26 protein-coding genes are annotated in these 26,255 nt (G+C 72.7%); 14 read left to right on the plus strand and 12 right to left on the minus strand.

The features are described from left to right. Positions 1–66 precede the first annotated feature (66 nt). The 5 genes from BOSE127_RS07825 to BOSE127_RS07845 are packed head-to-tail and all read right to left on the minus strand — an operon-like array spanning position 67 to position 5,864. Positions 67–1,206 carry a cysteine desulfurase family protein gene (locus BOSE127_RS07825; protein ID WP_159556795.1) on the minus strand — a complete coding sequence of 380 codons (1,140 nt, stop codon included), beginning with the start codon at positions 1,204–1,206 and terminating at the stop codon, positions 67–69. A 2-nt stretch (positions 1,207–1,208) separates the two neighbouring features. Continuing rightward, positions 1,209–2,111 carry a carboxylating nicotinate-nucleotide diphosphorylase gene (nadC, locus tag BOSE127_RS07830; protein ID WP_159556797.1) on the minus strand — a complete coding sequence of 301 codons (903 nt, stop codon included), beginning with the start codon at positions 2,109–2,111 and terminating at the stop codon, positions 1,209–1,211. Beyond that, positions 2,108–3,844 (minus strand): L-aspartate oxidase, encoded by a 1,737-nt coding sequence (locus tag BOSE127_RS07835; RefSeq protein ID WP_159556799.1) that lies wholly within the window; start codon positions 3,842–3,844, stop codon positions 2,108–2,110. The genes nadC and BOSE127_RS07835 overlap by 4 nt, the downstream gene beginning before the upstream one ends. 32 nt (positions 3,845–3,876) lie before the next feature. Further along, on the minus strand, positions 3,877–5,148 hold the full coding sequence (nadA, locus tag BOSE127_RS07840; protein WP_159556801.1) for a quinolinate synthase NadA: 1,272 nt from the start codon (positions 5,146–5,148) through the stop codon (positions 3,877–3,879). 8 nt (positions 5,149–5,156) lie between these two features. Next, complete coding sequence (locus tag BOSE127_RS07845; protein ID WP_017888532.1) at positions 5,157–5,864, minus strand: NUDIX hydrolase; 708 nt, start codon at positions 5,862–5,864, stop codon at positions 5,157–5,159. A 144-nt stretch (positions 5,865–6,008) separates the two neighbouring features. Between BOSE127_RS07845 and BOSE127_RS07850 the strand changes: the two genes are divergently transcribed. The 3 genes from BOSE127_RS07850 to BOSE127_RS07860 all read left to right on the plus strand — a co-directional run bounded on the left by BOSE127_RS07850 (position 6,009) and on the right by BOSE127_RS07860 (position 9,284). Next, the gene (locus tag BOSE127_RS07850; RefSeq protein WP_052481700.1) at positions 6,009–6,290 is read left to right on the plus strand and encodes an acylphosphatase; all 282 of its coding nucleotides are present in this window, start codon (positions 6,009–6,011) and stop codon (positions 6,288–6,290) included. Positions 6,291–6,455: 165 nt separating this feature from the next. Further along, positions 6,456–7,937 carry an MDR family MFS transporter gene (locus BOSE127_RS07855; RefSeq protein WP_159556803.1) on the plus strand — a complete coding sequence of 494 codons (1,482 nt, stop codon included), beginning with the start codon at positions 6,456–6,458 and terminating at the stop codon, positions 7,935–7,937. Positions 7,938–8,036: 99 nt separating this feature from the next. Then, positions 8,037–9,284 carry an FAD-binding protein gene (locus tag BOSE127_RS07860; RefSeq protein ID WP_159556805.1) on the plus strand — a complete coding sequence of 416 codons (1,248 nt, stop codon included), beginning with the start codon at positions 8,037–8,039 and terminating at the stop codon, positions 9,282–9,284. 114 nt (positions 9,285–9,398) lie between these two features. Here the strand turns inward: BOSE127_RS07860 and BOSE127_RS07865 are convergent, their stop codons facing one another. Beyond that, positions 9,399–9,908: a 2'-5' RNA ligase family protein gene (locus BOSE127_RS07865; protein WP_159556807.1), complete on the minus strand. Its 510-nt coding sequence runs from the start codon at positions 9,906–9,908 to the stop codon at positions 9,399–9,401. Positions 9,909–10,085: 177 nt separating this feature from the next. On the opposite strand from BOSE127_RS07865, the gene BOSE127_RS07870 reads away from it, so the two are divergent. From BOSE127_RS07870 to BOSE127_RS07880, 3 genes are read left to right on the plus strand one after another with little or no spacing between them, the layout of a single operon-like run. Further along, entirely contained in the window at positions 10,086–11,036 is a 951-nt protein-coding gene (locus BOSE127_RS07870; protein WP_042538113.1) for a MetQ/NlpA family ABC transporter substrate-binding protein, read from the plus strand. Beyond that, a complete protein-coding gene (locus BOSE127_RS07875) occupies positions 11,036–12,145 on the plus strand; it encodes a methionine ABC transporter ATP-binding protein (RefSeq protein ID WP_159556810.1) in 1,110 nt (369 codons plus the stop codon). The genes BOSE127_RS07870 and BOSE127_RS07875 overlap by 1 nt, the downstream gene beginning before the upstream one ends. Further along, on the plus strand, positions 12,142–12,816 hold the full coding sequence (locus BOSE127_RS07880; protein ID WP_017888525.1) for a methionine ABC transporter permease: 675 nt from the start codon (positions 12,142–12,144) through the stop codon (positions 12,814–12,816). The genes BOSE127_RS07875 and BOSE127_RS07880 overlap by 4 nt, the downstream gene beginning before the upstream one ends. Before the next feature lie 560 nt (positions 12,817–13,376). Here the strand turns inward: BOSE127_RS07880 and BOSE127_RS07885 are convergent. After that, complete coding sequence (locus tag BOSE127_RS07885) at positions 13,377–14,153, minus strand: endonuclease/exonuclease/phosphatase family protein (protein WP_017888523.1); 777 nt, start codon at positions 14,151–14,153, stop codon at positions 13,377–13,379. Between the two features lie 133 nt (positions 14,154–14,286). Beyond that, on the minus strand, positions 14,287–15,696 hold the full coding sequence (locus BOSE127_RS07890) for an MFS transporter (protein ID WP_159556812.1): 1,410 nt from the start codon (positions 15,694–15,696) through the stop codon (positions 14,287–14,289). A gap of 250 nt (positions 15,697–15,946) precedes the next feature. Here BOSE127_RS07890 and BOSE127_RS07895 point away from each other — a divergent pair, with 250 nt between their 5' ends. After that, a complete protein-coding gene (locus tag BOSE127_RS07895) occupies positions 15,947–17,194 on the plus strand; it encodes a mannosyltransferase family protein (RefSeq protein ID WP_159556814.1) in 1,248 nt (415 codons plus the stop codon). 223 nt (positions 17,195–17,417) lie between these two features. Here the strand turns inward: BOSE127_RS07895 and BOSE127_RS07900 are convergent, their stop codons facing one another. The 3 genes from BOSE127_RS07900 to BOSE127_RS07910 form a co-directional block, all read right to left on the minus strand. Then, positions 17,418–17,909 carry a pyridoxamine 5'-phosphate oxidase family protein gene (locus tag BOSE127_RS07900; protein ID WP_017888520.1) on the minus strand — a complete coding sequence of 164 codons (492 nt, stop codon included), beginning with the start codon at positions 17,907–17,909 and terminating at the stop codon, positions 17,418–17,420. Positions 17,910–18,279: 370 nt separating this feature from the next. Continuing rightward, complete coding sequence (locus BOSE127_RS07905; protein WP_159556816.1) at positions 18,280–18,942, minus strand: hypothetical protein; 663 nt, start codon at positions 18,940–18,942, stop codon at positions 18,280–18,282. Between the two features lie 200 nt (positions 18,943–19,142). Further along, positions 19,143–20,252 carry an LLM class flavin-dependent oxidoreductase gene (locus BOSE127_RS07910; protein ID WP_017888518.1) on the minus strand — a complete coding sequence of 370 codons (1,110 nt, stop codon included), beginning with the start codon at positions 20,250–20,252 and terminating at the stop codon, positions 19,143–19,145. Between the two features lie 166 nt (positions 20,253–20,418). On the opposite strand from BOSE127_RS07910, the gene BOSE127_RS07915 reads away from it, so the two are divergent. Continuing rightward, entirely contained in the window at positions 20,419–21,357 is a 939-nt protein-coding gene (locus BOSE127_RS07915) for an SDR family oxidoreductase (protein ID WP_159556818.1), read from the plus strand. Between the two features lie 335 nt (positions 21,358–21,692). On the opposite strand, the gene BOSE127_RS07920 is transcribed toward BOSE127_RS07915, so the two are convergent. Then, on the minus strand, positions 21,693–22,484 hold the full coding sequence (locus BOSE127_RS07920) for an NRDE family protein (RefSeq protein WP_159556820.1): 792 nt from the start codon (positions 22,482–22,484) through the stop codon (positions 21,693–21,695). A gap of 64 nt (positions 22,485–22,548) precedes the next feature. Here BOSE127_RS07920 and BOSE127_RS07925 point away from each other — a divergent pair, with 64 nt between their 5' ends. The 6 genes from BOSE127_RS07925 to BOSE127_RS07950 all read left to right on the plus strand — a co-directional run bounded on the left by BOSE127_RS07925 (position 22,549) and on the right by BOSE127_RS07950 (position 26,116). Beyond that, positions 22,549–23,817: a bifunctional phosphopantothenoylcysteine decarboxylase/phosphopantothenate synthase gene (locus BOSE127_RS07925; RefSeq protein ID WP_159558119.1), complete on the plus strand. Its 1,269-nt coding sequence runs from the start codon at positions 22,549–22,551 to the stop codon at positions 23,815–23,817. Positions 23,818–23,895: 78 nt separating this feature from the next. After that, positions 23,896–24,294, plus strand: coding sequence for a DoxX family protein (locus BOSE127_RS07930; protein ID WP_017888514.1), 399 nt, complete (start codon positions 23,896–23,898; stop codon positions 24,292–24,294). Continuing rightward, on the plus strand, positions 24,291–25,082 hold the full coding sequence (locus BOSE127_RS07935; RefSeq protein WP_159556822.1) for a YqjF family protein: 792 nt from the start codon (positions 24,291–24,293) through the stop codon (positions 25,080–25,082). The genes BOSE127_RS07930 and BOSE127_RS07935 overlap by 4 nt, the downstream gene beginning before the upstream one ends. Next, entirely contained in the window at positions 25,079–25,183 is a 105-nt protein-coding gene (locus tag BOSE127_RS07940; protein ID WP_193558931.1) for a DUF1810 family protein, read from the plus strand. The genes BOSE127_RS07935 and BOSE127_RS07940 overlap by 4 nt, the downstream gene beginning before the upstream one ends. Next, positions 25,180–25,332, plus strand: a complete 153-nt coding sequence (locus BOSE127_RS07945) for a DUF1810 family protein (protein WP_236559518.1) — start codon at positions 25,180–25,182, stop codon at positions 25,330–25,332. Before BOSE127_RS07940 ends, BOSE127_RS07945 begins: the two co-directional genes overlap by 4 nt. 133 nt (positions 25,333–25,465) lie before the next feature. After that, on the plus strand, positions 25,466–26,116 hold the full coding sequence (locus BOSE127_RS07950; protein ID WP_017888510.1) for a GntR family transcriptional regulator: 651 nt from the start codon (positions 25,466–25,468) through the stop codon (positions 26,114–26,116). Positions 26,117–26,255 lie beyond the last annotated feature (139 nt).

Raw genomic sequence — 26,255 nt, forward strand, 5'->3', positions numbered from 1 at the left:
CGCAGATCGGTTGTCCGCAGAAGAGGGGACACGTACCCAGAGATGGAGTAGAACGTCTAGTACACCTCAGCCGAGGGCGCGGACGGTCGCCACGGCGTCGGCCACGGCCCCCACGACGAACGGGACATCGCCGGCCGTGAGCGTCGCGTCGAACGTCAGACGGAGCCCGGTCCGGGCCACGTCCTCGGGGATCCCAAGCGCCGTGAGCACGTGCGAGGCTTCCGTGCTGCCCGCTGCGCAGGCGCTGCCCGACGACGACACGACGTCGCGCTGCTCGAGCTCGAGCAGGACGGTCTCGCCGTTGACGCCCGGGAAGCAGAACGACGCGTGCCCGGGCAGCCGGTGCTCCCGCGACCCGGAGACGAACGCACCGGGGACGGCGGCGAGCACGCCGTCGAGCACCGAGTCGCGCACCGTGGTCGCCGTGCCCGCCCCCGACCGCACCGACTCCGCCGCCAGCCCGAGCGCCGTGGCCACCGCCACCGCTCCGGCCACGTCCTCGGTGCCGGACCGCCGTCCCCGTTCCTGACCACCGCCGTGCAGCAGCGGCTCGAGCGGGACGCCGGAACCCACGGCGAGCACGCCGGTGCCCTTCGGAGCACCGAGCTTGTGCCCGGACAACGACAGCGCGTCGACGCCCAGGGTCCCGAGGCCGATCGGCAGCCAGGGCGCGGACTGCACGGCGTCGGTGTGGAACCGCGCCCCGACCTCGTGCGCCACCGCGGCGAGCACGGGGACGTCCTGCACGGTGCCGATCTCGTTGTCGGCGTGCGCGATCGAGACGAGCGTGGTGTCGGGGCGGAGCGCCGCGCGCAGCACCGCCGGGTCGACGCGGCCGTCCGGCCCGACGGGCAGCACGGTGACGTCGAAGTCGTGGAAGCGGGCGAGGTAGGCGCAGCTCTCGAGCACGGCCTCGTGCTCGATGGCGCTCGTGACCACGTGCCGACCGCGGGGCGCGGCGAGGGCGATCCCCTTGATCGCGGTGTTCGCCCCCTCGGTGCCGCCGGTGGTGAAGACGACCTCGGCGGGCCGGCACCCGAGCACCGCGGCGACGGCGGCCCGTGCGGCGGTGAGTCCTCGCGCGGCCTCGTCCCCGACCCCGTGCGTCGACGAGGGGTTGCCGAACACCCCCGTCAGGTAGGGCCACATCGCCTCGAGCACCTCGCGGCGGACCGGGGTGGTGGCCGCGCGGTCCAGGTAGAACACGACTAGTCCTGCACGGGCACCGCGACGTGCTCGGGCACCGCGACGTCGATGTCGAGCCCGAGGTCGAGTGCCCGTGCCGAGTGGGTCAGCGCCCCGACCGAGATGACGTCGACACCGGTCGCCGCGATGGCCGCGACGGTGTCGAGCGAGACCCCGCCCGAGGCCTCGACGAGCGCGCGCCCGGCGACGATCCCGACCCCGGTCACCAGATCGTCGGGGGTGAAGTTGTCGAGCATGATCGTGTCGACCCCGGCCGCGACGACTGCTTCGATCTGGTCGATGCGGTCGACCTCGACCTCCACGTGCACGGTGTGCCCGAGCCGCTGGCGGGCCTGGGCGATCGCGTCGCCGATGCCGATCCCGCCGGCCAGGAGCACCGCCAGGTGGTTGTCCTTGGCGAGCACGGCGTCGGAGAGCGAGGTGCGGTGGTTGTGTCCGCCACCACACCGGACGGCGTACCGCTCGAGTGCTCGGAGGCCCGGCGTCGTCTTCCGGGTGTCGACGATCCGCGCAGCGGTGCCCGCGGCGGCGGCGACGTGGGCCGCGGTGACCGTGGCGATGCCCGACATCCGCTGCACCAGGTTGAGGGCGACCCGTTCGGCCCGCAGCACGGCCCGCGCCGACCCGGTCACGGTCGCGAGGACGTCGCCCGCCGCGAAGTGCGTGCCGTCGGCGACGTGCACCACGGCCTGGATCGACGGGTCGACGGCGTGCATCACGGCGACGAACACCGCGCCGCCGCTCAGCACGCCCGGCTCGCGCGCGCCGAGGGTGGCGGTCGCGGTCGCCTCCACGGGGATCAGGGTCTCGCTGGTGACGTCGCCCCAGGGCGCGTCCTCCTCGAGCGCGGTCTCGATCACGCGACGGAGCGCGTGCGGCGGGATGGTGCCGGGGTCGGTGGTCATGCGGGTACCTCCTGCGGGACGGCTGCGGAACCGTCGGCGCGTTCGTGGGCGTGCTGGTCGGGACCGGCGTCGGTGCGGTCGGCGACCCAGGCGTACGAGGCCGGGGCGGTGGGGTCGGTGTCGGGGTGGTCGGTGCGGGCGTGCGCCCCGCGGGACTCGGTGCGGGCCTCGGCGGCGAGCGCGACGAGTCGGGCCAGGTCGAGGAGCGCACGGTCCTCGTGCTCACGCACGCCGCCGCCGGTCGGCGCGGTCAGCGCGTCGAGGTCGCGGCGCGCGCTCGCCAGCCCGACGGCGTCACGGAGCAGGCCGACGCGGTCCGTCATGACGGACTGGACCGCCTGCCGGACGGCACCGGCGTCGTCGAGGTGGGTCGCGCCTCCAGGCCGGGTCGGACTGGGCCCACGCCTGCCGGTTCCGGCGCGCTGCGGAGCCTGCGGAGCGGCGTGACGGCCGAGCAGGTGGGGGGAGGAAGGGGTCGCGTCGGCCGCTCGGGGCACGCTGGTGACGTGCAGACCGGCGTCCCCGCGCAGGCGGAGCAGGCCGGGTCGCGGTGCGGTGACCGCGTCCGCTGCGCGGACCGCGAAGACGAGCCCCTCGAGCAGGGAGTTCGAGGCGAGCCGGTTGGCACCGTGGACCCCTGTGCAGGCGACTTCACCGACGGCGAGGAGTCCGGGCAGGCTGGAGCGGCCCTCGGCGTCGGTGGCGATGCCGCCCATCGAGTAGTGCGCGGCCGGTGCGACCGGGACGCCCTCGCGGGTCCAGTCGAACCCGGCGGCGCGGGTGGCCCGGGTGAGTCCGGGGAACCGGGCGACCAGGAACCCGGCGTCGAGGCCGGTGGCGTCGAGGAGCACGGGTGCGCCGCCCTGGTCGCGCACCGCGGCGGCGATCCCGCGGGCGACGACGTCACGCGGGGCGAGCTCGGCGTCCGGGTGCACGTCCGTCATGAAGCGGTGTCCGGCGGCGTCGCGGAGGACGGCACCTTCACCGCGGACGGCTTCGGACACCAGGCCGCCGCCGGGGACCGCCAGCCGCGTCGGGTGGAACTGGACGAACTCCAGGTCGGCGAGGACGGCGCCGGCTCGCCAGGCGGCGGCGACCCCGTCGCCCGTCGCCACCAGGGGGTTCGTCGTCTCGCGGTACAGGTGCCCCGCTCCCCCGGACGCGATGACGACGGCGTCCGCGTCGAGCCGGCGGGGTTCTCCGAGCAGGTCCAGGACGTCGGCGCCGACGACTGCCCCGTCACGGACGACGAGGTCGGTCAGGCTGGTGCGCTCCAGGATCGTGACGTGCCGTCGGTGCAGTGCCGCGATGAGGGTGCGCTCGACGGCGGCCCCGGTCGCGTCACCGTCGGCGTGCACGACGCGCCACCGGCCGTGCGCGGCTTCACGACCGCGGGCCAGGTCGTCGCCGTACCGGTCGAGGGTCGCCGGGTCCGACGACCGGTCGAAGGGCACGCCGAGGGCGAGCAGGTCGCGGACGCGGGCCGGGCCGTCGGTGCACAGGACCTCGACGGCACGCGCGTCGGCACTGCCGGCCGCGGCGACGTGGGTGTCGGCCTGGTGCAGTGCCGCGGAGTCGTCGGCACCGAGCGCCACCGCGATGCCGCCCTGGGCGTACGCGGTGGCGCTGTCGGCGAGCGCCCCCTTCGTCACGAGGGTGACGTCGTGCAGGGCACTGGCGCGGATCGCTGCGGTCAGCCCGGCGATGCCGGAGCCGACGATGACGACGTGCACGGTGGTCTCCCTCGTTCGGTCGGACTCGTGTGTCAGCCGCGGGGCTTCGCCGCGAGCATGCGCTCGAGCGCGACCTTGGCGTCGGCCTGCACGTCGGCGGGGACGACGATCTCGTTGAGGACCTCGCCGCGGACGAGTGCCTCGAGCACCCAGGCGAGGTAGCCCGGGTGGATCCGGTACATCGTCGAGCAGGGGCAGACGACCGGGTCGAGGCAGAAGATCGTGTGCTGCGGGTACTCGGCGGCGAGCCGGTTCACCATGTTGATCTCGGTGCCGATCGCGAAGGTCGTCGGTTCGGTGGCGGCAGCGACGGTCTTCCGGATCAGGTCGGTACTGCCGGCGTGGTCGGCAGCGTCGACGACGGCCATCGGGCACTCCGGGTGCACGATGACCCGCACACCCGGGTGCTCGCGGCGGGCCTGGTCGATCTGGTCGACCGTGAAGCGACGGTGCACCGAGCAGAAGCCGTGCCAGAGGATGACCTTCGCCGCTTCGAGTTCACTCGTCTCGTTGCCGCCGAGGGGCTTCCGGGGGTTCCACATCGGCATCAGGTCGGTGCTGATGCCCATCGCCTTCGCGGTGTTGCGGCCGAGGTGCTGGTCGGGGAAGAACAGGACGCGCTGCCCGCGCTCGAAGGCCCACTCGAGCACCGTCGCTGCGTTCGACGAGGTGCAGACGATGCCGCCGTTGCGCCCGCAGAAGGCCTTGAGGTCGGCGGCGGAGTTCATGTAGGTGACCGGGATCACGGGCACGCGGCCGTCGGCGTCGGGCTCGGTGCCGTACGCGGCGGTGAGCTCGGCCCACGCGGCCTCGACGCTGTCGATGTCGGCCATGTCCGCCATCGAGCAGCCGGCGGCCAGGTTCGGCAGGATCACGCGCTGGTCGTCGCGCGCCAGGATGTCGGCGGTCTCGGCCATGAAGTGCACGCCGCAGAACACGATCGCCTCGGCGTCGGGCTTGGTCAGGGCGGCGTTCGCGAGCTGGAACGAGTCACCGAGGAAGTCCGCGTGCCGGACGACCTCGTCGCGCTGGTAGAAGTGCCCGAGGACGACGACCCGGTCGCCGAGGGTGGCCTTCGCCCGCTCGATGCGCTCGTGGAGCTCGTCGGTCGGGGCCGTCTTGTACTCGTCGGGCAGGACGCCCTGGCGCGGGGCACTCGTCGGGATGACGTCGGACATCGACGATCCCGGGCCGTACCCGGGGCGGGAGTCGAAGTCCCACGTCGGCATCGCGAGGTCGGGCGTGCAGGTGCTGCCGCCGGCCTTGCCGTTGGAGATGAGCTCGATCGTCGTGGCGATGGACACGGGGTTTCCTATCGGTTCCGCTGCTGGTGCTGATCGGCCCCGGTCTGCAGCGGGCCGTTGTCCGCGTAGGCCAGGTCGGGGTTCGAGCGGTACAGCCGAGCCGGACGGTGCCGGCCCCCGCTCGTGGTCTCGTCGGTCGGCAGGACCGCGTCGGTCTTCTCGACCTGCCGACGGAAGTTCGCGGGGTCGAGTGCTCGGCCGAGCACCGCCTCGTACACGCCGCGGAGTTCGGCGAGGGTGAACCGGTCACCGAGGAACGCCTGCGCGATCCGCGAGTACGACATCTTGTTGCGCAGCCGCCACAGGGCGTACTCGACGATGCGGTCGTGGTCGAAGGCGAGCGGCGGGTGCTCGTCGGCCAGGAACCACCGGACGTTCCAGTCGTCGGGCACGACGTTCGCCTCGTCCGGGTGCACGAGCGCCCAGTACACGATCGACACGACCCGGCTCGGGGAGCGTCCGACGTCGCCGAACGCGTAGAGCTGCTCGAGGTAGCGCGGCTGGACGTTCGTCGTCTCGCGCAGTCGGGCGGCCGCCGAGTCCTCGAGCCCCTCGTCGTCGCCGACCCAGCCGCCGGGGAGCGCCCAGGATCCCTCGAACGGTTCGGCGACGCGACGCACGAGTGGCATCCACAGCGCCGGCGCACCGGTGTCGGGGTGCGGGCGCAGCGCCACGATCACGGTGGAGACCGCGACGCGGATGCCTGGTTCGTCCATGAGAGAGATAGTGTCAATCTGACTCGAAGTGTTCGGGTTGGGATGACAGTATCACTGCCGACGGGGTGCGCTCGTCACGAGCCGGAAACAGATCGTCACGGGGCCGAAAACTCCCGGGAGCACGCCGCGGTTAGCGTGGAGGGCATGACGACGGTGACGAGGGTGCATGCCGTGGTGTCGGGGACCGTCCAGGGGGTCGGCTTCCGGTACTGGACCGCTCGGAAGGCCGACGGGCTCGACCTGGTCGGCTACGCGAGGAACCTCTGGGACGGCACGGTCGAGGTCGAGGCCGAGGGCCCCTCGGTCGCGGTCGACTCGCTGATGGCGTGCCTGCGCACCGGGCCGCCGTCGGCGACCGTGACCGACGTCTCCCTGCGGTCGGTCGTGCCGCACGGGGACGCCGACGGGTTCGCGATCCTGCACTGAGCGGACACGCCCGACGTCGCGCGGGCACGTCGGGGGCGGTGCCGATCGTCCACCTGCGGACGTCGCCAGCGAAGCGGAATAATCGCATCCACTCAGGGAGTTGGCCTGTCTGCGCGTCCTGCGCCACACCCGTTCCACCCGTCGTGACCCACCAGGAGCACCCGCATGACCCAGGCCGTCGATTCCGCCCCCCGCACGGGAAGCGTCTCGCAGCCGTCCGCTGCCGAGACCCGACTCGTGATCGGGCTGCTGCTCGTCTCCGCGTTCGTCGTCATCCTCAACGAGACGATCATGGGCGTGGCGCTGCCCCGGCTCATGGACGACCTCGACATCAGCGCCGCGACCGGTCAGTGGCTGACCACCGGCTTCCTGCTCACCATGGCGGTCGTCATCCCGATCACCGGGTTCCTGCTGCAGCGGTTCAACACCCGCCCGGTGTTCGTCTGGGCCATGGGCCTGTTCTCGGTCGGCACGCTGATCGCCCTGCTCGCCCCCGGGTTCACGGTGCTGCTCATCGGCCGCATCGTGCAGGCCAGCGGCACCGCGATCATGATGCCGCTGCTCATGACGACGGTCCTGACCCTCGTCGACCCCGCGCACCGTGGCCGCATCATGGGCAACATCTCCATCGTCATCTCGGTCGCACCGGCGATCGGCCCGACGATCTCCGGCCTGATCCTCAACGCCTTCTCGTGGCGCTGGCTGTTCGGCTTCGTGCTGCCCATCGCGATCGCGGCGCTCATCCTCGGCATGGTCAAGGTGCAGAACGTCTCGACGCCGCGCAAGGCGCCGATCGACGTCGTCTCGGTGGTGCTCTCCGCCTTCGCGTTCGGCGGCATCGTCTACGGCCTGTCCAGCATCGGTGAAGCCGGCGCGACCGGTCCGCTCGTCCCGGTGACCACCCTGGTCGTCGGCGCCGTCGCCCTCGCGGTGTTCATCGTCCGGCAGACGCGCCTGCAGCGCACCGACAGCGCCCTGCTCGACCTGCGCACGTTCCGCACCCGCGGCTTCACGGTGCCGATCGTCGCGATGGGTCTGAGCTTCATGGCGATGTTCGGCACGCTCATCCTGCTGCCCATCTACCTGGAGCGCGTCCTCGGGCTCGAGGTCCTGCAGGTCGGCCTGCTGCTGCTCCCCGGTGGTCTGCTGATGGGCCTGCTCTCCCCCATCGTCGGTCGCATCTACGACCGCCGTGGCCCGCGCGTGCTGCTCATCCCCGGATCGATCATCGTCAGCGCCGTGCTCTGGGCGCTCTCCACCGTCGGCGTCGACACGAGCGTGTGGTTCGTCCTCGGTGCGCACGTGGTGCTGAGCATCGGGCTGGCCCTGACCTTCACGCCGCTGTTCACCGCGGCGCTCGGCGGGCTGCCCCCGAAGCTGTACTCGCACGGCAGCGCGGTGCTCGGCACGGCGCAGCAGCTCGCCGGTGCAGCGGGCACCGCCCTGTTCGTCACGCTGCTGACGATCGGTGCGGCCACCGCCGTCGAGGGCTCCGGTGCCCGTGGGGTCCAGGTGGCCACCGCGTCGGGCGTCGGCACCGCCTTCATGGTCGGTGCGATCATCTCGCTGTTCGGCATCCTGGCGTCGGTGTTCGTCCGCCGACCCGAGGTGCCCGAGGGCGCACCGACGCCCCCGCCCGTGCACTGACCGACGGACCCCGCCGGGCGCCGATTCCGTGACGGGGACCGGCGCCCGGCTCGCACCCGGCTCGCACCGGGCGCTGGACTGCGTGGCAGGGTGGGCGCCATGCGGTCGACGACGAGCGAGCTCAACTGGTCCGGCACGGTCACGTACACGGCCGAACGGGTCGTCCGTCCGTCGTCGATCGACGAGGCCGCCCAGGTCGTGGCGGACGCCGAACGGGTGCACGGACTCGGCACCCGGCACTCCTTCAACGACGTCGCCGACTCCCCGGGCGTCCTGCTCGACCTGACCGGGATCCCCACCGACCTGGTCGTCGACGCCGAGCACCGCACGGTGACGCTCGGTGCCGGCACCCGGTACGGCGACGTCGCGTCCGACATCGACCGCGCCGGGTTCGCCCTGCACAACACCGGATCACTGCCGCACATCTCCGTCGGGGGCGCGGTCGCGACCGGTACCCACGGCTCCGGCACGGCGCTGGGTTCACTCGCCACCGCCGTGCGCGCGTTCGAGGTGCTCGGTCCGGACGGCTCCGCCCGGACGACCGACCGGACGGACCCGGGGTTCGACGGTGCGGTGCTGCACCTCGGCCTGCTCGGCATCGTGACCCGGGTGACCCTCGACGTCGAGCCCACCTACCGGATGCGTCAGGACGTCTACGGCTCGATCCCCTGGGACACCTTCACCGCGAACGTCGCCGAGGTGCACGCCGCCGCGTACTCGGTGTGCGCGTACACGGTGTTCGGCGACGCGATCACCGAGGTCCTGGTGAAGTCGCGCGTGCCCGACGGCGGCGGGGACGTGCCGGTTCCGGACGCGCTGGCCGGGGCACCCCGCCTGCCCGGCACCCCCGGCGACGACCACCGGACCGCGCGCGACGGCTCCGTCGGCCCGTGGTGGGACCGGCTGCCGCACTTCCCGATCGGATCGGTCCCGAGCCACGGGTCCGAAGTGCAGAGCGAGCACTTCGTCCCGCTCCGGCACGCGGCTGGAGCCCTCGACACGCTCCGAGGACTGGCGGACCGGATCCAGCCGCACCTGCACGTCTGCGAACTCCGGACGATGGCCGCGGACGGCCTCTGGCTCAGCCCGACCCAGGGCGAGGACGTCCTCTGCATCGCGTTCACCTGGCAGAAGCACCCGGCCGAGGTCGCCGCGCTCCTGCCCGACCTGGAGGCCCGGCTCGCGCCCTTCGACGGCCGCCCGCACTGGGGCAAGATGAGCTCGCTCGACCACGCGGCGATCGCCGCGCTGTACCCGCGGCTGGCGGACTTCCGCGACCTGGTCGCCCGGGCCGACCCGGGTCGGACGTTCGCATCCGCGTTCGGCGAGCGGGTGCTCGGGACCTGACCCGGGCCTCCAGGCCGCGCAGCGCAGCGCCGCGCAGCGCAGCGCAGTGCAGTGCAGGCAGCGCCGCGCAGCGCCGCGCAGTGCCGGGCAGTGCTGCCGTCGCCCCGCCGGAGGTCAGATCGACGTGAACGCGAGCGGCGTGATCGTCCGTGTCTCACCGTCCCAGTGCCGAACACCGCCCACGTCCAGCGTCTCCGGCAGCGGCGCGGCACGCAGCGCCGCGACCGCCCGTGGCAGGTCCTCGTCGCGCACCCGGCGGGCCAGCGTGACGTGCGGCGACCAGTGCCCGGGCACCGACGTCTCGACGCCGCCGGGGGCGACCGCATGCACCTCGTCGTGGAAGGTGGTGAGCGCCGTGTCGAGGACCACCGCGCGCACGAGCACCGAACGGCCGGCGCCCGCGGGGAAGAGCAGCAGCCCGCCCAGCCGGATCGACGTCGGGACCGAGGTGCGGAACCCGGCGGGCACGGGCAGCGTCTCCCCGGCGGCCAGGGTGACGTGCGGCGCGTTCGACGGGGAGGGGTGTCGCCCCAGGCTCGGCAGGTCGGCGTCGATCAGGGCCTGCCAGGCCGACCGCACGGCGGCGTCCGACTCCGGGCCGAGGACGAGTTCGATGCTGCGCACGGTCCGAGTCAACCAAGTCGTGTCGGGACGCGTCCTGCGACGCACGCGGCACGGGTCGAGTGCTGCGTAACACGACGGAACGGAACTCGCTCCGGCGGTGGGGCGCAGGTCACACTCGTCTCCACGCCGCGGACCACCGCGGCTCCCCCGCACGCACGGCCCACGAGGAGCACCAGCATGTCCGCAGCCCCAGCACTGCCCGAGAAGCCGACGGGCAGGCGTCCGATCGGCTGGATCGTCGCCGCCGCGATCGTCGTCGTGGCCATCGTCGTCGCCGTGGTCGTCGGAGCCCTGCGCTCCGGCAGCGACGGTGCCGGAGCAGCCGGCGACGCCGCGCCGAAGACCGTCACGATCGGTGTCTCGGACAAGTCGCTCGGCTACTGGAGCACGTACACGAAGCTGGCGAAGGAGAAGCTCAACGTCACGGTCAAGCTGACGAACTTCTCGGACTACTCGCTGCCGAACCCCGCGCTCAAGGACGGCCAGCTGGACATCAACCAGTTCCAGCACATCCAGTACCTGGCGGACTACAACGTCACGTCCGACGACGACCTGCAGCCCATCGGCTCCACCGCCGTGTACCCGCTGCCGCTCTACGCGACGAAGTACGACAAGCCGTCCGAGCTGCCCGCGAACGCGAAGGTCGCGATCCCGAACGACTCGATCAACCAGGCCCGTGCGCTCCTGATCCTGCAGGCGGCGGACCTGATCACGCTCAAGGACGGTGGCTCGGCGTTCTCCACCGCGGACGACATCGAGACGAAGAAGGTCGACGTCCAGCCCCTCGACGCCTCGCAGACCGCGAACGCGCTGCAGCAGGGCTCCGTCGCCGCCGCCGTCGTGAACAACAACTTCGCCACCGCGGCCGGCCTGCCGATCTCGGACGCGATCTACCAGGACGACCCCTCGAGCGCAACCGCTGCCCCGTACGTGAACGTGTTCGCCGTCCGCGACGAGGACAAGGGCAACAAGACCTACCTCGAGCTGGCGGAGCTGTTCCAGGACGACGCCGTGCAGAAGGCCTTCGCGAAGGACCTGCCCGAGGCCGTCGCCCGCGACGAGAGCGCCTCGAAGCTGCAGGACGAGCTCGCCCAGGTCGAGCAGGACGCGAAGGCGGCCAAGCAGTAGTGCCGGTCCTCGTCGAACTCCGCGGCGTCTCGAAGCACTACCGCCGCGCCGACACCGGCGAGACCGTGGTGGCCGTCGAGGACGTCTCCCTGGACGTGCACCAGGGAGAGGTCCTCGGCGTCATCGGGTACTCCGGTGCCGGCAAGTCCACCCTGGTCCGCCTGGTCAACGCACTCGAGCTGCCGAGCTCCGGCACGGTCACCGTCGCGGGCCGCGAGCTGACGGCGATCCCCGAGCGGGACCGCCGTCTGGCACGTCGGAACATCGGGATGATCTTCCAGCAGTTCAACCTGTTCCGGTCCCGCACGATCGCCGGCAACGTCGCGTACCCGCTCAAGGTCGCCGGTGTGCCGAAGGCCGAGCGGGACCGCCGTGTCGCCGAGCTGCTCGACTTCGTCGGCCTGCTCGAGCGTGCCCACGCCTACCCGGAACAGCTGTCCGGCGGCCAGAAGCAGCGCGTCGGCATCGCCCGCGCCCTGGCGGCGTCGCCCGACCTGCTGCTCGCCGACGAGGCCACCAGCGCCCTGGACCCGGACACCACGTCCGAGGTGCTCGCGCTGCTGCGCCGGGTGAACCGGGAGCTCGGCGTCACGATCATCGTCATCACGCACGAGATGGACGCCGTCCGGCAGATCGCCGACCGGGTCGCCGTGATGGAGCAGGGCCGGGTCGTCGAGGTCGGGGACGTCTACGACGTGTTCTCCGCCCCGAAGACCGGTGCCGCGCAGCGCTTCGTCCGCACCGCGCTGCACGACCGGCCCTCGCCCGAGACGCTCCGGCGTCTCCGGGACCGGCACCCGGGTCGGCTCGTCACGGTGCAGATCACCGACGAGGCCGGGCTGCAGAACCGCATCGACGCCGCGTTCCGCGCCGCCGGGGTCACCGCAGAGCTCGTCTACGGCGGGGTCGGCGAGATCCGGGAGCGTCGGATCGGCTCGCTCACCTACGAGCTGAGCGCAGCGGGCGGTGCCTCCGGCGGGCCCGGAGTGCCCAGCGGGCCCGGAGCGTCCGGCGGGCCCGGGGTGACCGGCGGTTCCGACGCCATCGACCGGGCAATCGCCGCGCTCCGCGCCGACGGCGTCACCACCGACGAGGAGGCCGCCGCGTGAACAACAACTCGTTCCAGAGCGTGATCGACACGTTCGACGTCTTCCTGGCAGCGATCCGCGACACCATCGTGATGTCGCTGATCTCGCTGGTCATCGCCGGGGTCATCGGCCTCGCGCTCGGCCTGCTGCTCTACGCGACCCGGCCGGGCAACGTGCTCGGCAACCGCACCGCGTACACGGTGCTCAACGTGTTCGTGAACCTGATCCGCCCGATCCCGTTCGTGATCTTCCTCGCCGCGATCGCCCCGTTGTCGCGGGTCGTCGTGCAGACCACGATCGGCGTCCCCGCGGTGACCTTCGCGATCTCGCTGGCCGCGGCCTTCGCGGTGTCCCGGATCGTCGAGCAGAACCTGCTGTCGGTCGACCCGGGCGTCGTCGAGGCGGCTCGGGCGTCGGGCGCGCACCCCGTCTCGATCCTGCTGACCGTGCTCATCCCCGAGGGTCTCGGCCCCCTGATCCTCGGCTACACGTTCATCTACATCGGCATCGTCGACATGACGGCGCAGGGTGCGTTGATCGGTGGCGGCGGCCTCGGCGAGTACGCGATCACCTACGGCTCGCAGCGCTACGACTGGTGGGTGGTCTACGTCTCGGTGGCGGCGATCGTCGTCATCGTGCAGCTCGGCCAGTTCATCGGCAACCGCTTGGCGCGGGCGACCCTGCGCCGCTGACCCGCGGTCGCGGGCTCTGCGGGCGACCGCCTGGAGGCCCGGTGCCGGTCCACGAGACCGGCACCGGGCCTCCAGTGCGTTGCGGGCTGAACGGGCGCGCCCAGCGTCGTCCGCCGAGCGGTCACGACTCCCCGCTCACGTCCGCCGGCTGGTCGCGCCCCCGGAACGCGGCGTCGACACGCCCGACCGCCCACCACCGAGCGGTCACGACTCCCCGCTCACGTCCGCCGAGGTCGCACGAACCGTCGCCCGCCGGGCCGCCAGCCGACACTTCGTGACCAGCCGGCGGCACACCCGCGGCAGGTCGCACCCTCGGAACGCGACACCGACACGCCCGACCGCCCACCGCCGAGCGGTCATGACTCCCCGCGCGCGACCGCCGAGGTCGCACGAACCGTCGCCCGCCCGGCCGCCAACCGACACTTCGTGACCAGCCGGCGGCACACCCGCGGCACGTCGCGCACCCGGCCGCCAGCCGCCACTTCGTGACCAGCCGGCCATGCGCGCGCGGCATGTCGCGCGACCGCGGTAGCCAGCGACCAGCGCCCGAGGGCACCCGGTCAGGCGGCGGGAGCCTCGACGGTGGTGACGGCGCCGGTCTCGCCCGGGTGCTCGTAGTGCGCTCGCACCAGGATCGGACGGTGGTCGGAGATGCCCGCCGGCAGGGTCTCGACGCCGGCGATGTGCAGCCCGACGCTCGTCGCGAAGTCGAAGTGGCCCGTGAACTTGCGGTAGCGCAGGTACGTCGGCTGGTCGGACAGCGACAGCGCGAACCCGCCCTGCTCGATCTTGCGACGCAGGTTTGTCTGGAACCACGGGTAGTTGAAGTCGCCGACCATGACCGCGGGGACGTCCTTCGCGAGCTCGCGCAGGAACTGGTGCGCCGCCTCGATCTGCTTGCGGCGCAGGGAGTTCGTCGCGGTCAACGGTGAGGCGTGGAACGACGCGACGACGACCTCGGCGTCGGCCTCGGTGTCGCGCAGGTGCATCGCGATGAGTCGTTCGTGCGCGGGTGCGAGGACCCGGTCGTGCAGCGACTTCTGCAGCGAGTGGATGCTGAAGTCCTGCACCTCGAAGCGGTCGTCGCGCTTGTAGATCGCGAGCCCGAGTCGGTTGGTGCGGGTCGACGCGGCGAGCGACAGGCCGCCGATCGACGGAGCGAGGTCGTTGCTGTCGCACTCCTGCACGCACAGGACGTCGGCGTCGGATGCCTCGGCCAGTGCGGCGAGCTCGCCGTTGGCGGTGTGCTCGCGGAGGTTGTAGCTGACGACACGGAGCTGCGTGGGCTGCACGGTCTGGTCCGATGCGATCGTGCTCTGCTGCTCTGGCGCGGCCATGCTGCCTTCCTGTCCGGGTGTTCCGGTCACCCTGCCGCGGTCACCGTACTCGGGTACCGCGGACGGTTGCTGAGACTGTAACGCCTGCCGGGTTTCGTCCGTGTGACCGTGACGGAAACGGACAGCGGCGGGATCAGGCGCGGACACGGCCGACCGGACGGACGGTGTCGCCCGCTGAGCGACTCATCAGGATGCCCTCGACGCAGGCGACCACGAGCAGGGCGGCGATGACCCAGAAGGCCACCGTGTACGGTCCGTCACCCCCGAGCCCCGAGGCCGCGCGGATGACCACCGCGGCGACGGCGACCCCGAAGCCCGCGGCGGTCTGCTGCAGGGTCGACGACAGCGTGTTCGCCGGGGTCATGTCTGCTTGCTCGACGTCGGCGAAGGCGATGGTGTTGTAGGCCGTGAAGCCGACGGAGCGGGCAGCACCGCTGACGACGAGCAGCACGGCGAGCAGCCAGAACGGGGTGTCCTCGGTCATGAACGCCATCGCGACCACGGTCAGCGCGGCGATGGCCGACGACACGATGATGACCGGGCGGTAGCCCCACCAGCGCAGGAACGGGGTCGTCATCGGCTTGATGCCGAGGTTGCCGACGAACACCCAGAGCACTGCTGACCCGGCGAGCACGGCGCTCCAGCCCCAGGCGTCCTGGAACAGCAGCGGGAGCACGAACGGCACCGCGGACACCGCCAGACGGAACAGGCTGCCGCCGGCGTGCGACACCCGGAACGTCTCGAGCCGGAACGCGTCGAGCCCCATGATCGGGTGCGGCGCCCGACGGAAGTGCCGGATCGCGAACCAGCAGCAGACGGCTCCGACGACACCGGACACGACGACGGCCAGGACCGGGATGACGTCGAGTGCGAGCAGGGACGCCATCACGACGAGCGAGCCGAGCCCGACGCAGGCGAGCAGCGACCCGAACCAGTCGAACGGCACCCGCTGCGCCGCACGCTCCTGCGGGACGAGCACCAGGGCGGCGACGAACGCGATGACGCCGAGCGGGATGTTGATGAGGAAGATCCAGTGCCACGACAGCGTCTCGACGAGCACGCCGCCGATGAACGGCGCGATGATCGGGGCGGCGAGGGCCGGCCAGGTCAGGATGGCGATGGCGGTGACGAGTTGTTCGCGCCCGGCGCTCCGGAGCACGACGAGCCGGCCGACGGGCACCATGAGCGCTCCGCCGAGGCCCTGCAGGATGCGCCACAGCGTCAGCTCCACCAGCCCGGTCGACAGCGCGCACAGTGCGGACGCGATCGTGAACAGCGCGATGGCCCCGGCGAAGACGGTCCGCGAGCCGATCCGGTCGGTGAGCCAGCCGGACACCGGGATGAACACCGCGAGGGTGACGAGGTAGGCGGTGATCGCGACACCGACCGCGGCGGAGTCGACCCCGAGGTCACGCCCCATCGCCGGCGCGGCGGTCGCCAGGATCGTGCCGTCCAGCAGCTCCATGAAGTAGGCCCCGGCCACCAGCACGGCGACCGCAGTGCTGCCCGTCCGTCGTCTGGGTGTCGTCGCCGTCGTCGTCATCGCCCATCGAGACTATGCCCGCGGACGTCCCTGCCGTCACGACGTCGCCCGTCCCCACGCGGAACCGAGCGTCGGGACGGCGCGCGGAACGGGCCACCCACCGCACTCGGCACCGGCCGTCCACCGGGCGCGAGGTGGGTTGCACGACGCAGGTCGGGCCTCCAGGGGTGGTTCGGGGCGATCCTCACGCTCGGGCCGACTACCCTGGCCGGGTGCCGACCCGACCACCCGAACGCCGAGGAACTCGCGCGTGAGCCGCACCGACAGTGCCGGCGTGCTCGCCGGACGGTGGTCCGCCGGCCGACGGCGTGCCTTCGACACCGTGACGTCGCTGCCCGCGTGGGCGGCGGTCCTGCTCGTCTGGACCGGCGGCCGGGTGCTGTCCACACTGTGGCTCGCGCTCGCGTACCCGCTCATCGGTCGTGCCCTGCCGGACAACGCGATCTGGGGCAACGAACACGGGTTCGGCGCGTTCCTGGTCGCCTGGGACGGGCAGTACTACGAGCAGATCTCGCTGCACGGCTACCCGGATGCCCTGCCCCTCGACGCTGCCGGCAACGTCGCCCAGAACGCCTGGGCCTTCCTGCCGGCGTTCCCCTTCACCATCCGAGCGCTGACGGCCTCGACCGGGGTGCCCTTCGACCTCGGCGCGCCGCTGGTCGCGATCGTCGCAGGCCTGCTCGCCACCTTCTTGCTGCACCGGCTGGTGCTGGACCGGGCGGGGCACGCAGCGGCGATGTGGGCGGTCTTCTTCTTCAGCTGCGGTCCGTTGTCGTTCCTGCTGCAGGTCGGGTACGCGGAGAGCATGTTCCTCGTGCTGTCGTTCGGGGCGCTGCTCGCGCTGGAACGTCGGCGGTACGCCCTCCTGACCGCCCTCGGGGTCGCCGCGGCGTTCACCCGCCCGGGTGCCCTGGCGATCCCGCTCGTGCTCGGCGTCGTCGCGCTCGTCCGGTGGGTCCGGGCGCGGCGGGAGACCGGCCGCGTGTTCGAGGGCTTCCCGCTCCGCGAGCAGGTCGGGGTCGTCGCCGCCGGCCTGACCATGGTCGCCGCCGGACTCGCCTGGCCGGTGATCGCCTCGCACGTCACCGGGACGCCGAACGCGTACCTGGAGACGGAGATGTCCTGGTGGGTGAACTTCATCGGCCGGGTGGACTTCGTGCCGCTGACGCCGTGGTTCCTCATCGCGGGCCGCTGGCTCGGCGTGGGCGGGATCCTGATCGTGGTGTTCCTGCTCGTCGCGTACCCGATCTGGCTGCTCCGGAAGTCGACGCGCCGGCTCGGACCCACGACGGTGCTGTACTCGGCCGGGTACGCGCTGTACGTCTTCGCGGTGTCGTTGCCGATGGCCTCGACCCCGCGGCTGCTCATGCCGCTCGCGCCGCTGTTCGGGTCGCCCGAGCTGGTCGCGAAGCCCTGGATGCGGTGGACGCTCGTGTCCGCGGCGTTGGCGGGGCAGCCGGTGCTGGTCGCGGTGCTCTGGTTGCTCGGCCCGCCGTGAGCAGCTGACGCGCAGACCGGGCTGGTCTCCGCGCGACGCCGTCGTCTCGTCGCGGCAGGACGCCGTCGTCTCGTCACGACGCCGCCACGTGCGCATGACGCCCCCGAATCCGGCGGCGTCATGCGCGCGAGGCGGCGCCACAGCAACACGACGGCGTCAGCGCACCAAGCCGGCGCCACAGCACCGCCCCGCACCGGGCCGGCCCCACCACGCCGTCAGAGCCTCAGAGCTCGAGCGTCCCGTGGTCGCCCGTGTCCGGCTGGCTCTGCTTGCCGAGTGCCGCCTTGAACATCTGCACCAGGCTTCCGACCGGCCCGGTGTCCTGGGTCCAGTACTCGACCGAGACCCCCTCGACCGTCAGGAGCCGGATCGTCGGGTCCTGACGCCCCTCCGGGAACCACGCCTCGGCGAACGGAGACCACAGCTCGTCGACGACAGAGTCGTCCTGGGTCACGGTCGCGGTCCCGGCGATGGACAGGTACCCGCCCTGCGACTCGATCGAGACGTTGACGTGCGGGTTCCGCGCGATGTCCTCGACCTTCTCGCTGCCGTCCTGCACCAGGAACCGCAGGGTCCCGTGGAACGTCTTGTCCTGCACCGCGAGGGGCCTGGCGTGCAGGTTCCCGTCCTCGCTCACCGTGGTGAGCAGTGCCGTGTGGGCGCCGTGGACGATGTCCGAGATGGCGGCGCGCTGCTCAGTCTGTGTGTCGGTCATGGTGCTCCTTTGCGTCATGCGCCCCGATCCGCCCGACGTGCGACCGTCGGTTCACGGGGCCGTACCGTTCCGACCAGTGTGCCCCTCCGGCGCTGGACGCGTCAGCCCCGCGCGTCGAGGTGGTCCGGTCGAGGTCGGCCTGGAGGCCCGGCGCACCTCCGCCTCGCCGCCCCCGCCCCGACAGATCCCGGCCGTCGGGCCGCACATGCGTGTGCAGGATGCGACACCACACGAGTCGATCGACAGGTGGAACGTCGTTGCATGCACACGCACCGGATGCGTGTGCATCAAGCGATCGGACACGAGTCGTTCGACGCGTGCATCGTCGGAACATGCACACGCACCACGAGCGCGTGGCGACGAAGCAGGCTCAGACGGGTTCGCGGATGGTGGTCTCGACGTCGACGACCTGCGGGATCCTCGGCATCGAGGCGAAGCCGAACGCCACGGGCGGGTCGAGCGGCGCAAGGTCCCCCAGGGACTCCCCCGCCCAGGTGCCGCGCACACCGGTGACGTCGTGCGCCCCGGTCACGCCGTAGTACTCGCGACGGCCGTTGCCCGCCGAGCCCGCGGTGCCGGAGCCCGGCGCGAGCAGGCGCGCCACGGGGTCGATCGCAGCGAGCCAGCGCGGGTCTCGGGCGATCGGCTTCGGCACGATGCGCAGGATCCGGCCGAGCGGCGAGATCCCGCCGACGTCGATCGAGGCCTCCAGCGCACCGGCGCTCAGCTCGAGGCCGCGGGCGGTGCGGCGGGCGTGGACGTCGACGACCGACACCGTGTCGAAGCGGTAGGTGCCGGAGACGTACGCGGCGACGATCTCGTCCGGGGCGAGCAGCACGCTGGTGCCGTCGGGGAGCTCGAGGAACACGTCCGTGAACGGCCCGAACGGCGAGCGGTCCCACATGCCGACGACGATGCGGACGCCCGAGGTCGTGCCGACGCCCATGATCCGGCCGCGGAACCGGCGCTCGACGACGGAGTCGGAGGCGTGACCAGGAACGGGACCGGAGGCGTGGTCGGGGTGTGACGACATGCCCTGGACCGTACCCGCGGCCCCCGTGAGCCGATCTCGGTGGCCGCCCCGGGCCTCCCGGCCGTCGCCCGCGCGCAGCGCTGCCCGCCGGGACCCGAACGCACGACACCGGTGCTCACGCTCCGAACACCCGCGAAGGGTGGTGCGGAGTGCGAACACCGGTGTCTTGCGGACCCGGACCGGGACCGGGACCGCGTCCGTCAGGCGACGGGGACGGGCTGCGCCAGCAGCTCGCGCACGCGGGGCGCGACCTCGGAGCCGTAGAGCTCGATCGACCGCATCATGTCGGCGTGCGGCAGGCGACCCGTCGCGTACCGCATGTCGAAGCGCGAGGCACCGAGGATCCGCATGTTGCGTGCGACCTTGCGGGCGACGGTCTCCGGCGAGCCGACGTAGAGCGACCCGCCGGCCGACAGGCTCGCCCGGTACCCGGCGACGTCGAGGGGCGGCCAGCCGCGCTCCCGGCCGAGCTGGTCGGTGACGGCCTTGTGGTAAGGCCAGTACCGCTCGGCGGCCTCTTCGTCGGTGGCCGCCACGAAGCCCGGCGAGTGCATCGCGATGGGCTGCTGCGGCAGGTCGAGCTGCGCGAGGGCCTGGCGGTACAGGCGCGAGAAGGGGGCGAACTGTGCCGGCTGCCCGCCGATGATGGCGAGGAAGAGCGGCATCCCGTAGGACGCGGCACGGATGACCGACTGCGGGGACCCGCCGACACCGATCCAGGTCGGGATGGCGCCGTGCTCGAGCTTCGGGAAGACGTCCTGGTCGACCAGGCCCGCGCGCTTGGTGCCGGACCAGGTGACGGCGTCGCCGCCGCGCAGGGCCGCCCAGAGCTGGAGCTTCTCCTCGAACAGGACCTCGTAGTCGCTCAGCTCGTAGCCGAACAGGGGGAACGACTCGGTGAAGGAGCCGCGACCCAGGATGACCTCGGCGCGGCCGTTCGACAGCGCGTCCACGGTGGCGAAGCGCTCGTACACGCGGACTGGGTCGTCGGAGGACAGCACCGTGACGGCCGAGCCGATGCGGATGCGCTCGGTGCGGGCGGCGATGGCGGCGAGGACGACCTCGGGGGCGCTGACGACGAAGTCGGCGCGGTGGTGCTCCCCGACGCCGATGAAGTCGACGCCGACCTGGTCGGCGAGGACGGCCTGGTCGACGACGTCGCGGATGCTCTGCGCGTCGGACTGCAGGCTGCCGTCGGCGCGTTCGGTGACGTCGCCGAAGGTGTCGAGGCCGAGCTGCAGGGGCCCGACCCGATCGGGTGCGGGCGGCGGGACGTCCGACGGACGGTCGGTGCCGAATGCGTTGCTCATGGTGTCCTCCTGATCGCATTTCCATGCGTTTGCATCAATGTAGCACGATGCGCCCCAGCGCGCACGGGGTGGGCGGCCGGTCCGGCACGGCCCAGGCCGGGGTCGGCGACCGGTCCTGCACAGGCCCGGCCGGGGTCGGCCAGCCCGGACGAGTACGGTCACCCGCATGCCGAACCTCCCCGACCAGACCGGACGCCGCATCGTCGTCACCGGATCCAACAGCGGCACCGGACGAGAGGCCGCCCTGCGCCTCGCCGGAGCCGGCGCCAGCGTCGTGCTCGCCGTCCGCAGCACCGAGAAGGGCGAGTCCGCCGCCTCCGGCATCCGCGCCGCCCACCCCGGCGCCGACGTGGAGGTCCGCGAACTCGACCTCGCCGACCTGGCCAGCGTCCGCCGCTTCGCGAGCGGCATCGTGGACGAGGAACGTCCGATCGACGTCCTGGTCAACAACGCCGGCGTGATGGCCCCGCCGGAGCGCTTCGAGACCGTCGACGGTTTCGAGCTGCAGTTCGGCACGAACTTCCTCGGCCCGTTCGCCCTGACGAACCTGCTGCTGCCGTCGCTGCTCCGCGCCGGGGCAGCCCGGACCGGTGCACCCCTGGCCGAGGCACCCCGTGTCGTGACGATGTCGAGCCTCGCCGCGATCCCCGGCCGGATCCGCTTCGCCGACCTGCAGTGGGAGCGCGGCTACAACGGCTGGCGTGCCTACGCGCAGTCGAAGCTCGCCGACCTGCTCCTCGCGCTGCACCTGCACCGCCTGACGGTCGAGGCCGACGTGCCCCTGGTCAGCACCGCCGCCCACCCCGGCTACACCCGGACGAACCTGCAGGCCGCCGGGCGCTCGCTCGGTCGGTCGAAGCCGGTGCGGTCGAGCAACCGCGCGCTGCCCTTCACCCAGGCCGTCGAGCAGGGCACCGAACCGCTGCTCTACGCGGCGGTCGGCCCGAACGCCGTGGGTGGCGCGTACTACGGGCCCTCCGGTCCGTTCGGCATGACCGGTCCGACCACCACCGTGTCGATCCCGGGCTCTGCGCGGAGCGCCGACCTCGCCCGCTCGCTCTGGGCGGTCGCCGAGGACCTCACGGGGACGCGCCCGCCGCTCTAGCCGAGACGCCGTCGTCTCCCCAGGACGCCTCCAGCTCCACGAGACGCCGCCGAATCCGGAGGCGTCTCGTGGACCTGGCGGCGCCTGACAGGCACACCGGCGTCTCGCGCGCTCCAGAACGCAGGGACAGACGGACGGGAGGCCCGTGGTCGCGCCACCACGGGCCTCCCGTCCGGTGGTGGGGAGCGCACGCTGCACGCCGGCGTCATCCCGAGACGCCCCGGAACGCACGAGACGCCGCCGAATCCGGAGGCGTCTCGGCGAGACGCCGGCGTCTCGCGACGGGCGCGGGGCGCAGCCGGGAGGCCCGGGTCGGATCCGGCACGTCGAGCGCGTCAGGCGCGGTGCAGCTCCACCGACCCGTCCAGCCGACCGGGTTCGGTCAGCCGGGCGTGCTGCAGGACGGTGCGGCCCGGAGCTATCGCTGCCGCGACGATCGACAGCGTCGTCATGTGCCCCTCGGTCTCGTGCACGTCGCGGAGGATCGCGTCGGGGTGGTCGCTCGGCAGCGCTGCGGACTCCGCAAGCACGCCGAACCAACCACTCCACCCGTCCCCGGCGTCGGCACCGGCGTCCACGGTGCGGAGTTCGTCGAAGGGGCCGAGCACCGGCGGGACGGTCGGCGCGTCGACCGAGCGGAAGGCCTCGAGCCACCGACCGATGCGCGGTGCCGCGGGGTCGTCCGCCGCACCGTGGGTGACCATGTGGACGCCGGGACCGAGCTCGGTGGTGCGGACCTGATCGCCGTCCCAGGTCAGCACCGAGGCGCCCTCGGCCGTGGCGCGCACCAGGTTGAAGGCCCGGGTGGTCGGCAGCGTGCCGTCGTGTCCGGGCAGCAGGTCGTCGGCGACGGCGTCCACCGGCACCACCCCGCGGGTCGTCCACGTCCCGTCGGCGCTCGCGACGGGTTCGGCGCGGTTGAGCACCACGGCCAGTCCGGCACGGTCGGACGCAGCGAGCCAGGCTCCACCGGCGGAACGGTCACGGACACCGCGGACCTCGGGGTCGCGGTCCGGCCACCACGCGGCGGGCGGGTCCCACGGGCGTTCGGGCGACTCGTCCCGCAGGGCCAGGACGGTGACGGGCCACGCGGACCCGGGGTCGACGCGGACGACGACGGTGCACATGCCGTCGATCCTCGCACGTGGCCCCGGTAGCGTGAGCCAGGTGAACGCAGCAGCAGAGCGCGCCCTGACCGTCATCGTGGGGATCACCGGGGGCATCGCCGCCTACAAGGCCGTGGGGGTCGTCCGCGACCTGGTCAAGCGTGGCCACGACGTGCACGTCGTCCCGACCGAGGGCGCGCTGCGCTTCGTCGGTCTGCCCACGCTCGAGGCCCTCAGCCGCAACCCCGTCACCACGAGCGTGTGGGACGACGTCGCCGAGGTGCGCCACGTCGCGCTCGGTCGCCGGGCGGACCTGGTCGTCATCGCCCCCGCCACCGCGGACTCGCTGGCCCGGATGGCGAACGGCCTGGCGAGCGACCTGCTCGGTACGACGCTGCTCGCGACCGAGGCACCCGTCGTCGTCGCCCCCGCGATGCACCCGCAGATGTGGGAGCACCCCGCGACCCGGGCGAACGTCGCCACGCTGCGTGACCGCGGCGTCCACCTGGTCGGACCGGTCGTCGGCGCGCTCACCGGCGACGACGCGGGCATCGGACGGATGGCGGAGCCCGAGGACATCGTCGTCGCGGCACTCGCGGTGCTCGACGAGCACCCCGCCCCGGCCGGCCGCCGCGGTGGGGGGACCAGCATGGGCGCGGGAACCGGGGCCCGCGGTGAACAGGGGGACCTGGCCGGTGTCCGCGTCGTCGTCAGCGCCGGCGGCACCCGCGAGCCCTTCGACCCGGTGCGGTTCGTCGGCAACCGCTCCAGCGGCCGCCAGGGCATCGCGATCGCCGCCGACGCCGTCCGTCGTGGCGCGTCCGTGACCCTCGTCGCCGCGAACGTGGACGGCTCGCTGACCGCCGGACTGGACGCGACCGTGGTGCCCGTGGGGTCCGCGCTCGAACTCGCCGACGCCGTGCACGCGGCCGCCGCCGAGGCCGACGTCGTCGTGATGACCGCAGCGGTCGCCGACTACCGACCGGCCGAGGTGCACTCCGAGAAGCTCAAGAAGGACGCGCAGGGCGAGCGCATGACGCTCGAGCTGGTGCGGAACCCGGACGTGCTCGCCGACCTCGTCGCAGCACGGCGGACCGGGCAGGTCATCGTCGGGTTCGCCGCCGAGACCGAACCCGACCGCGATGCCCGGGTCGAACTCGGGCGCGCCAAGATCGGCCGGAAGCCCGCGGACCTGCTCGTCGTGAACCACGTCGGCTGGTCGGCCGGCTTCGAGCGCGAGGAGAACGCGATCGAGGTCCTGGTCCCCGGTGGCCAGGTCGTCCGCGAGACCTCCGGCACGAAGGCCGAGGTGGCGACGGCGGTCCTCGACCTCGTCGCGACCGCACTGACGTGAACACGCACTGCCGTGCGTCCGCACTGAACTGAGCCGCGCCTCCGGCTGCTTCCGAGGACGAGCGGGCACGATGGGCACATGCGACGACGTGAGCGGATCCGACGTGCCAACCGCACTGCCACCATCCTGGCAGTGGCCCTCGGCGGGGCGGGTGCCATGCACTTCCTGCGCCCCACCCACTTCGACCGGATCGTGCCGGAGGCCCTGCCGCCGCGGCTGACCACGCTGGCCTCCGGCGTGGCCGAGCTCGGGATCGCCGCGGGGCTCGCGTTCCCCGCGACCCGCCGCGCTTCGGGCTGGGCTGCGGCGGCACTGTTCGCGGCGGTGTTCCCGGCGAACCTGAAGATGGCGAACGACCTGCTCGAGCACCCCACCTCGAGCCGGGCGATGCGGCTGGTCGGGGTCCTGCGGCTCCCCCTGCAGCTGCCGCTGGTCCTCTGGAGCATCCGGGTCGGTCGGCACGCGCCGAAGCCGTGACCCAGCCGTCGTGGACCCGCGCGGCGGTGCCGTTGCTGCACCGCCCGGTCACCCAGCACGCGTGGGAGGACATCGTCTTCGCGCACTGGCGGCACGACCCGGCGTCGCTGCGGCGGCTCGTGCCGCGTGGCACCCGCCCGGACGTCGTCGACGGCAGCGCCTGGGTGGGACTGTCGGCGTACGTGTTCCGTGAGACCCGGGTCCCGCCGTTCCCGTCCGCCGGGCGGCTCGGCACCATGACCGAGGTCACGATCGAGGTCCTGACGGTCGACGACCAGGGACGGCGCGGGGTGACCTACCGCACGGTCGACACCGCGAACGTGCCCGCCATCGTGGCGGCGCACGCGCTGCTCGGCGTGCCGTACACGTTCGCGCACGCACGCTCCCGGCGCCGGGGTGACGCGATCACGCACCGCTCCGTCCGGCACCCGACCCGCGCACTGCACCCGGTGCGGTGGGCGCGGTCGCTCCGGCAGGAACGCCCGACGGGGGCGGCCAAGCCGAAGCACGCGGCGTCGGTGCGGGTGACCGCGGGCGAGGTCGTCGACACGCCGCTGGCCGCGGAGCTCACGACCCGGGCCGGCATCCACGCGCGGTACCTGGCGCAGACGTTGTTCTGGCAGCGGCAGCACCCGGTGCTCACCACCCGTGCGGCCACGCTCGACCGGCTCGAGGGCGACCTGCCCGACGCGGTCGGGATGCCCGGGCTGTTCGACCGGGCGCCGGACTCCCTGCTCGTGGTCGACGGCACGACGGTCCGGTACGGCTGGGGCGGGGTCGTCCGGTGACCGACGACCCGTTCGACCTCGACCGCTTCGTCCGCGCCCAGCAGGGGGTGCACGACGTCGCACTCGACGAGCTCCACCGCGGCCGCAAGTCGACGCGGTGAAGCTCCGGTCGTCGATGACGCTCTTCGCCCGGATCGCCGCCGATCCGGGCCCGTTCGTCGCCGTGCTGGACCGCTGGTACGACGCCGCCGAGGACCCGGCCACGATCCGCCTGCTCGTCGATCGAGGACCCGCCCGAACCGGCACCTGACACCCCGGTACTGACACGCGCTGAACCGATCGCAACGCCGTTGTCATATCAGGTACGGTGATGCGAGCACGTGCGATGTCGACCGTGCCCGTTCGCCCGGCGCCCCGACGCCGCCACCCCCGAAGGAGAACGCATGCCGGTCCCCCGCAGCGCCCCGACCGAGCACCAGCTGCTCCGTGACACCGTCCGACACAAGATCCACGACGCGATCATGGACGGCACCCTGCTCCCCGGGGAACGACTGAACGACGACGAGCTCATCTCGTGGCTCGGCGTCTCCCGCACGCCCATCCGTGAGGCCCTGAGCCAGCTGTCCCGCGCCGGCCTGATCGAGATGGCCCCGAACCGGTACACCCGCGTCACCACGCCGGACCCCGCCGAGGTCATCGAGGCGATGCAGACCCTCGGCGTGCTGTTCGGCGGTGTGGTCCGGCTCGCGGTCCCGCGCCTCGGCACAGCGAGCCGGAAGAAGATCCTGGCCCAGCTCGACAAGACGATCACCGAGCTCGAGGCGCACGAGGTCGCCGCCGTCAACCACGACGCCCTCGACGTCTTCGCCCTGTACGTCGCCGAGTGCGGCAACGAGAACCTGCAGCGCGTCTGCCGCGACACGATGGACGGCTTGGCGTTCCGGTTGCGGCTGCCGAACCTCGACGAACTGGTCGACTGGGACCGGATGACCGAGGACTTCCGACGCCTGCGCGCGGCCACCGAGTCGGGCGACAACGTCGCGGCCGAGCTCGCGACCGAGGCGATCCACCAGCTGCCGGGCGAGAAGCGCTGAGTCCACCTGTATCCGCGTACAGGAACCGCCCGTCTCGCCGACGCGAGGCGGGCGCTCGGCGCTCCACGGGCCTCCCGGCCGGAGCGCCGGCCACGCGCCCGGCACTCCCAGTCCCGGGGCCGCACGGACCGATAGCATC

Origin of the sequence: Curtobacterium sp. 8I-2 (assembly GCF_902506155.1) — a bacterium.
GTDB lineage: Bacteria > Actinomycetota > Actinomycetes > Actinomycetales > Microbacteriaceae > Curtobacterium > Curtobacterium poinsettiae.

Coding starts and splice junctions, on each gene's coding strand:
- nadC (WP_159556797.1), bottom strand. CDS start 2,111: ATGACCACCGACCCCGGCACCATCCCGCCGCACGCGCTCCGTCGCGTG.
- BOSE127_RS07845 (WP_017888532.1), bottom strand. CDS start 5,864: ATGGACGAACCAGGCATCCGCGTCGCGGTCTCCACCGTGATCGTGGCG.
- BOSE127_RS07850 (WP_052481700.1), top strand. CDS start 6,009: ATGACGACGGTGACGAGGGTGCATGCCGTGGTGTCGGGGACCGTCCAG.
- BOSE127_RS07855 (WP_159556803.1), top strand. CDS start 6,456: ATGACCCAGGCCGTCGATTCCGCCCCCCGCACGGGAAGCGTCTCGCAG.
- BOSE127_RS07860 (WP_159556805.1), top strand. CDS start 8,037: ATGCGGTCGACGACGAGCGAGCTCAACTGGTCCGGCACGGTCACGTAC.
- BOSE127_RS07870 (WP_042538113.1), top strand. CDS start 10,086: ATGTCCGCAGCCCCAGCACTGCCCGAGAAGCCGACGGGCAGGCGTCCG.
- BOSE127_RS07885 (WP_017888523.1), bottom strand. CDS start 14,153: ATGGCCGCGCCAGAGCAGCAGAGCACGATCGCATCGGACCAGACCGTG.
- BOSE127_RS07890 (WP_159556812.1), bottom strand. CDS start 15,696: ATGACGACGACGGCGACGACACCCAGACGACGGACGGGCAGCACTGCG.
- BOSE127_RS07900 (WP_017888520.1), bottom strand. CDS start 17,909: ATGACCGACACACAGACTGAGCAGCGCGCCGCCATCTCGGACATCGTC.
- BOSE127_RS07905 (WP_159556816.1), bottom strand. CDS start 18,942: ATGTCGTCACACCCCGACCACGCCTCCGGTCCCGTTCCTGGTCACGCC.
- BOSE127_RS07910 (WP_017888518.1), bottom strand. CDS start 20,252: ATGAGCAACGCATTCGGCACCGACCGTCCGTCGGACGTCCCGCCGCCC.
- BOSE127_RS07915 (WP_159556818.1), top strand. CDS start 20,419: ATGCCGAACCTCCCCGACCAGACCGGACGCCGCATCGTCGTCACCGGA.
- BOSE127_RS07920 (WP_159556820.1), bottom strand. CDS start 22,484: ATGTGCACCGTCGTCGTCCGCGTCGACCCCGGGTCCGCGTGGCCCGTC.
- BOSE127_RS07930 (WP_017888514.1), top strand. CDS start 23,896: ATGCGACGACGTGAGCGGATCCGACGTGCCAACCGCACTGCCACCATC.
- BOSE127_RS07950 (WP_017888510.1), top strand. CDS start 25,466: ATGCCGGTCCCCCGCAGCGCCCCGACCGAGCACCAGCTGCTCCGTGAC.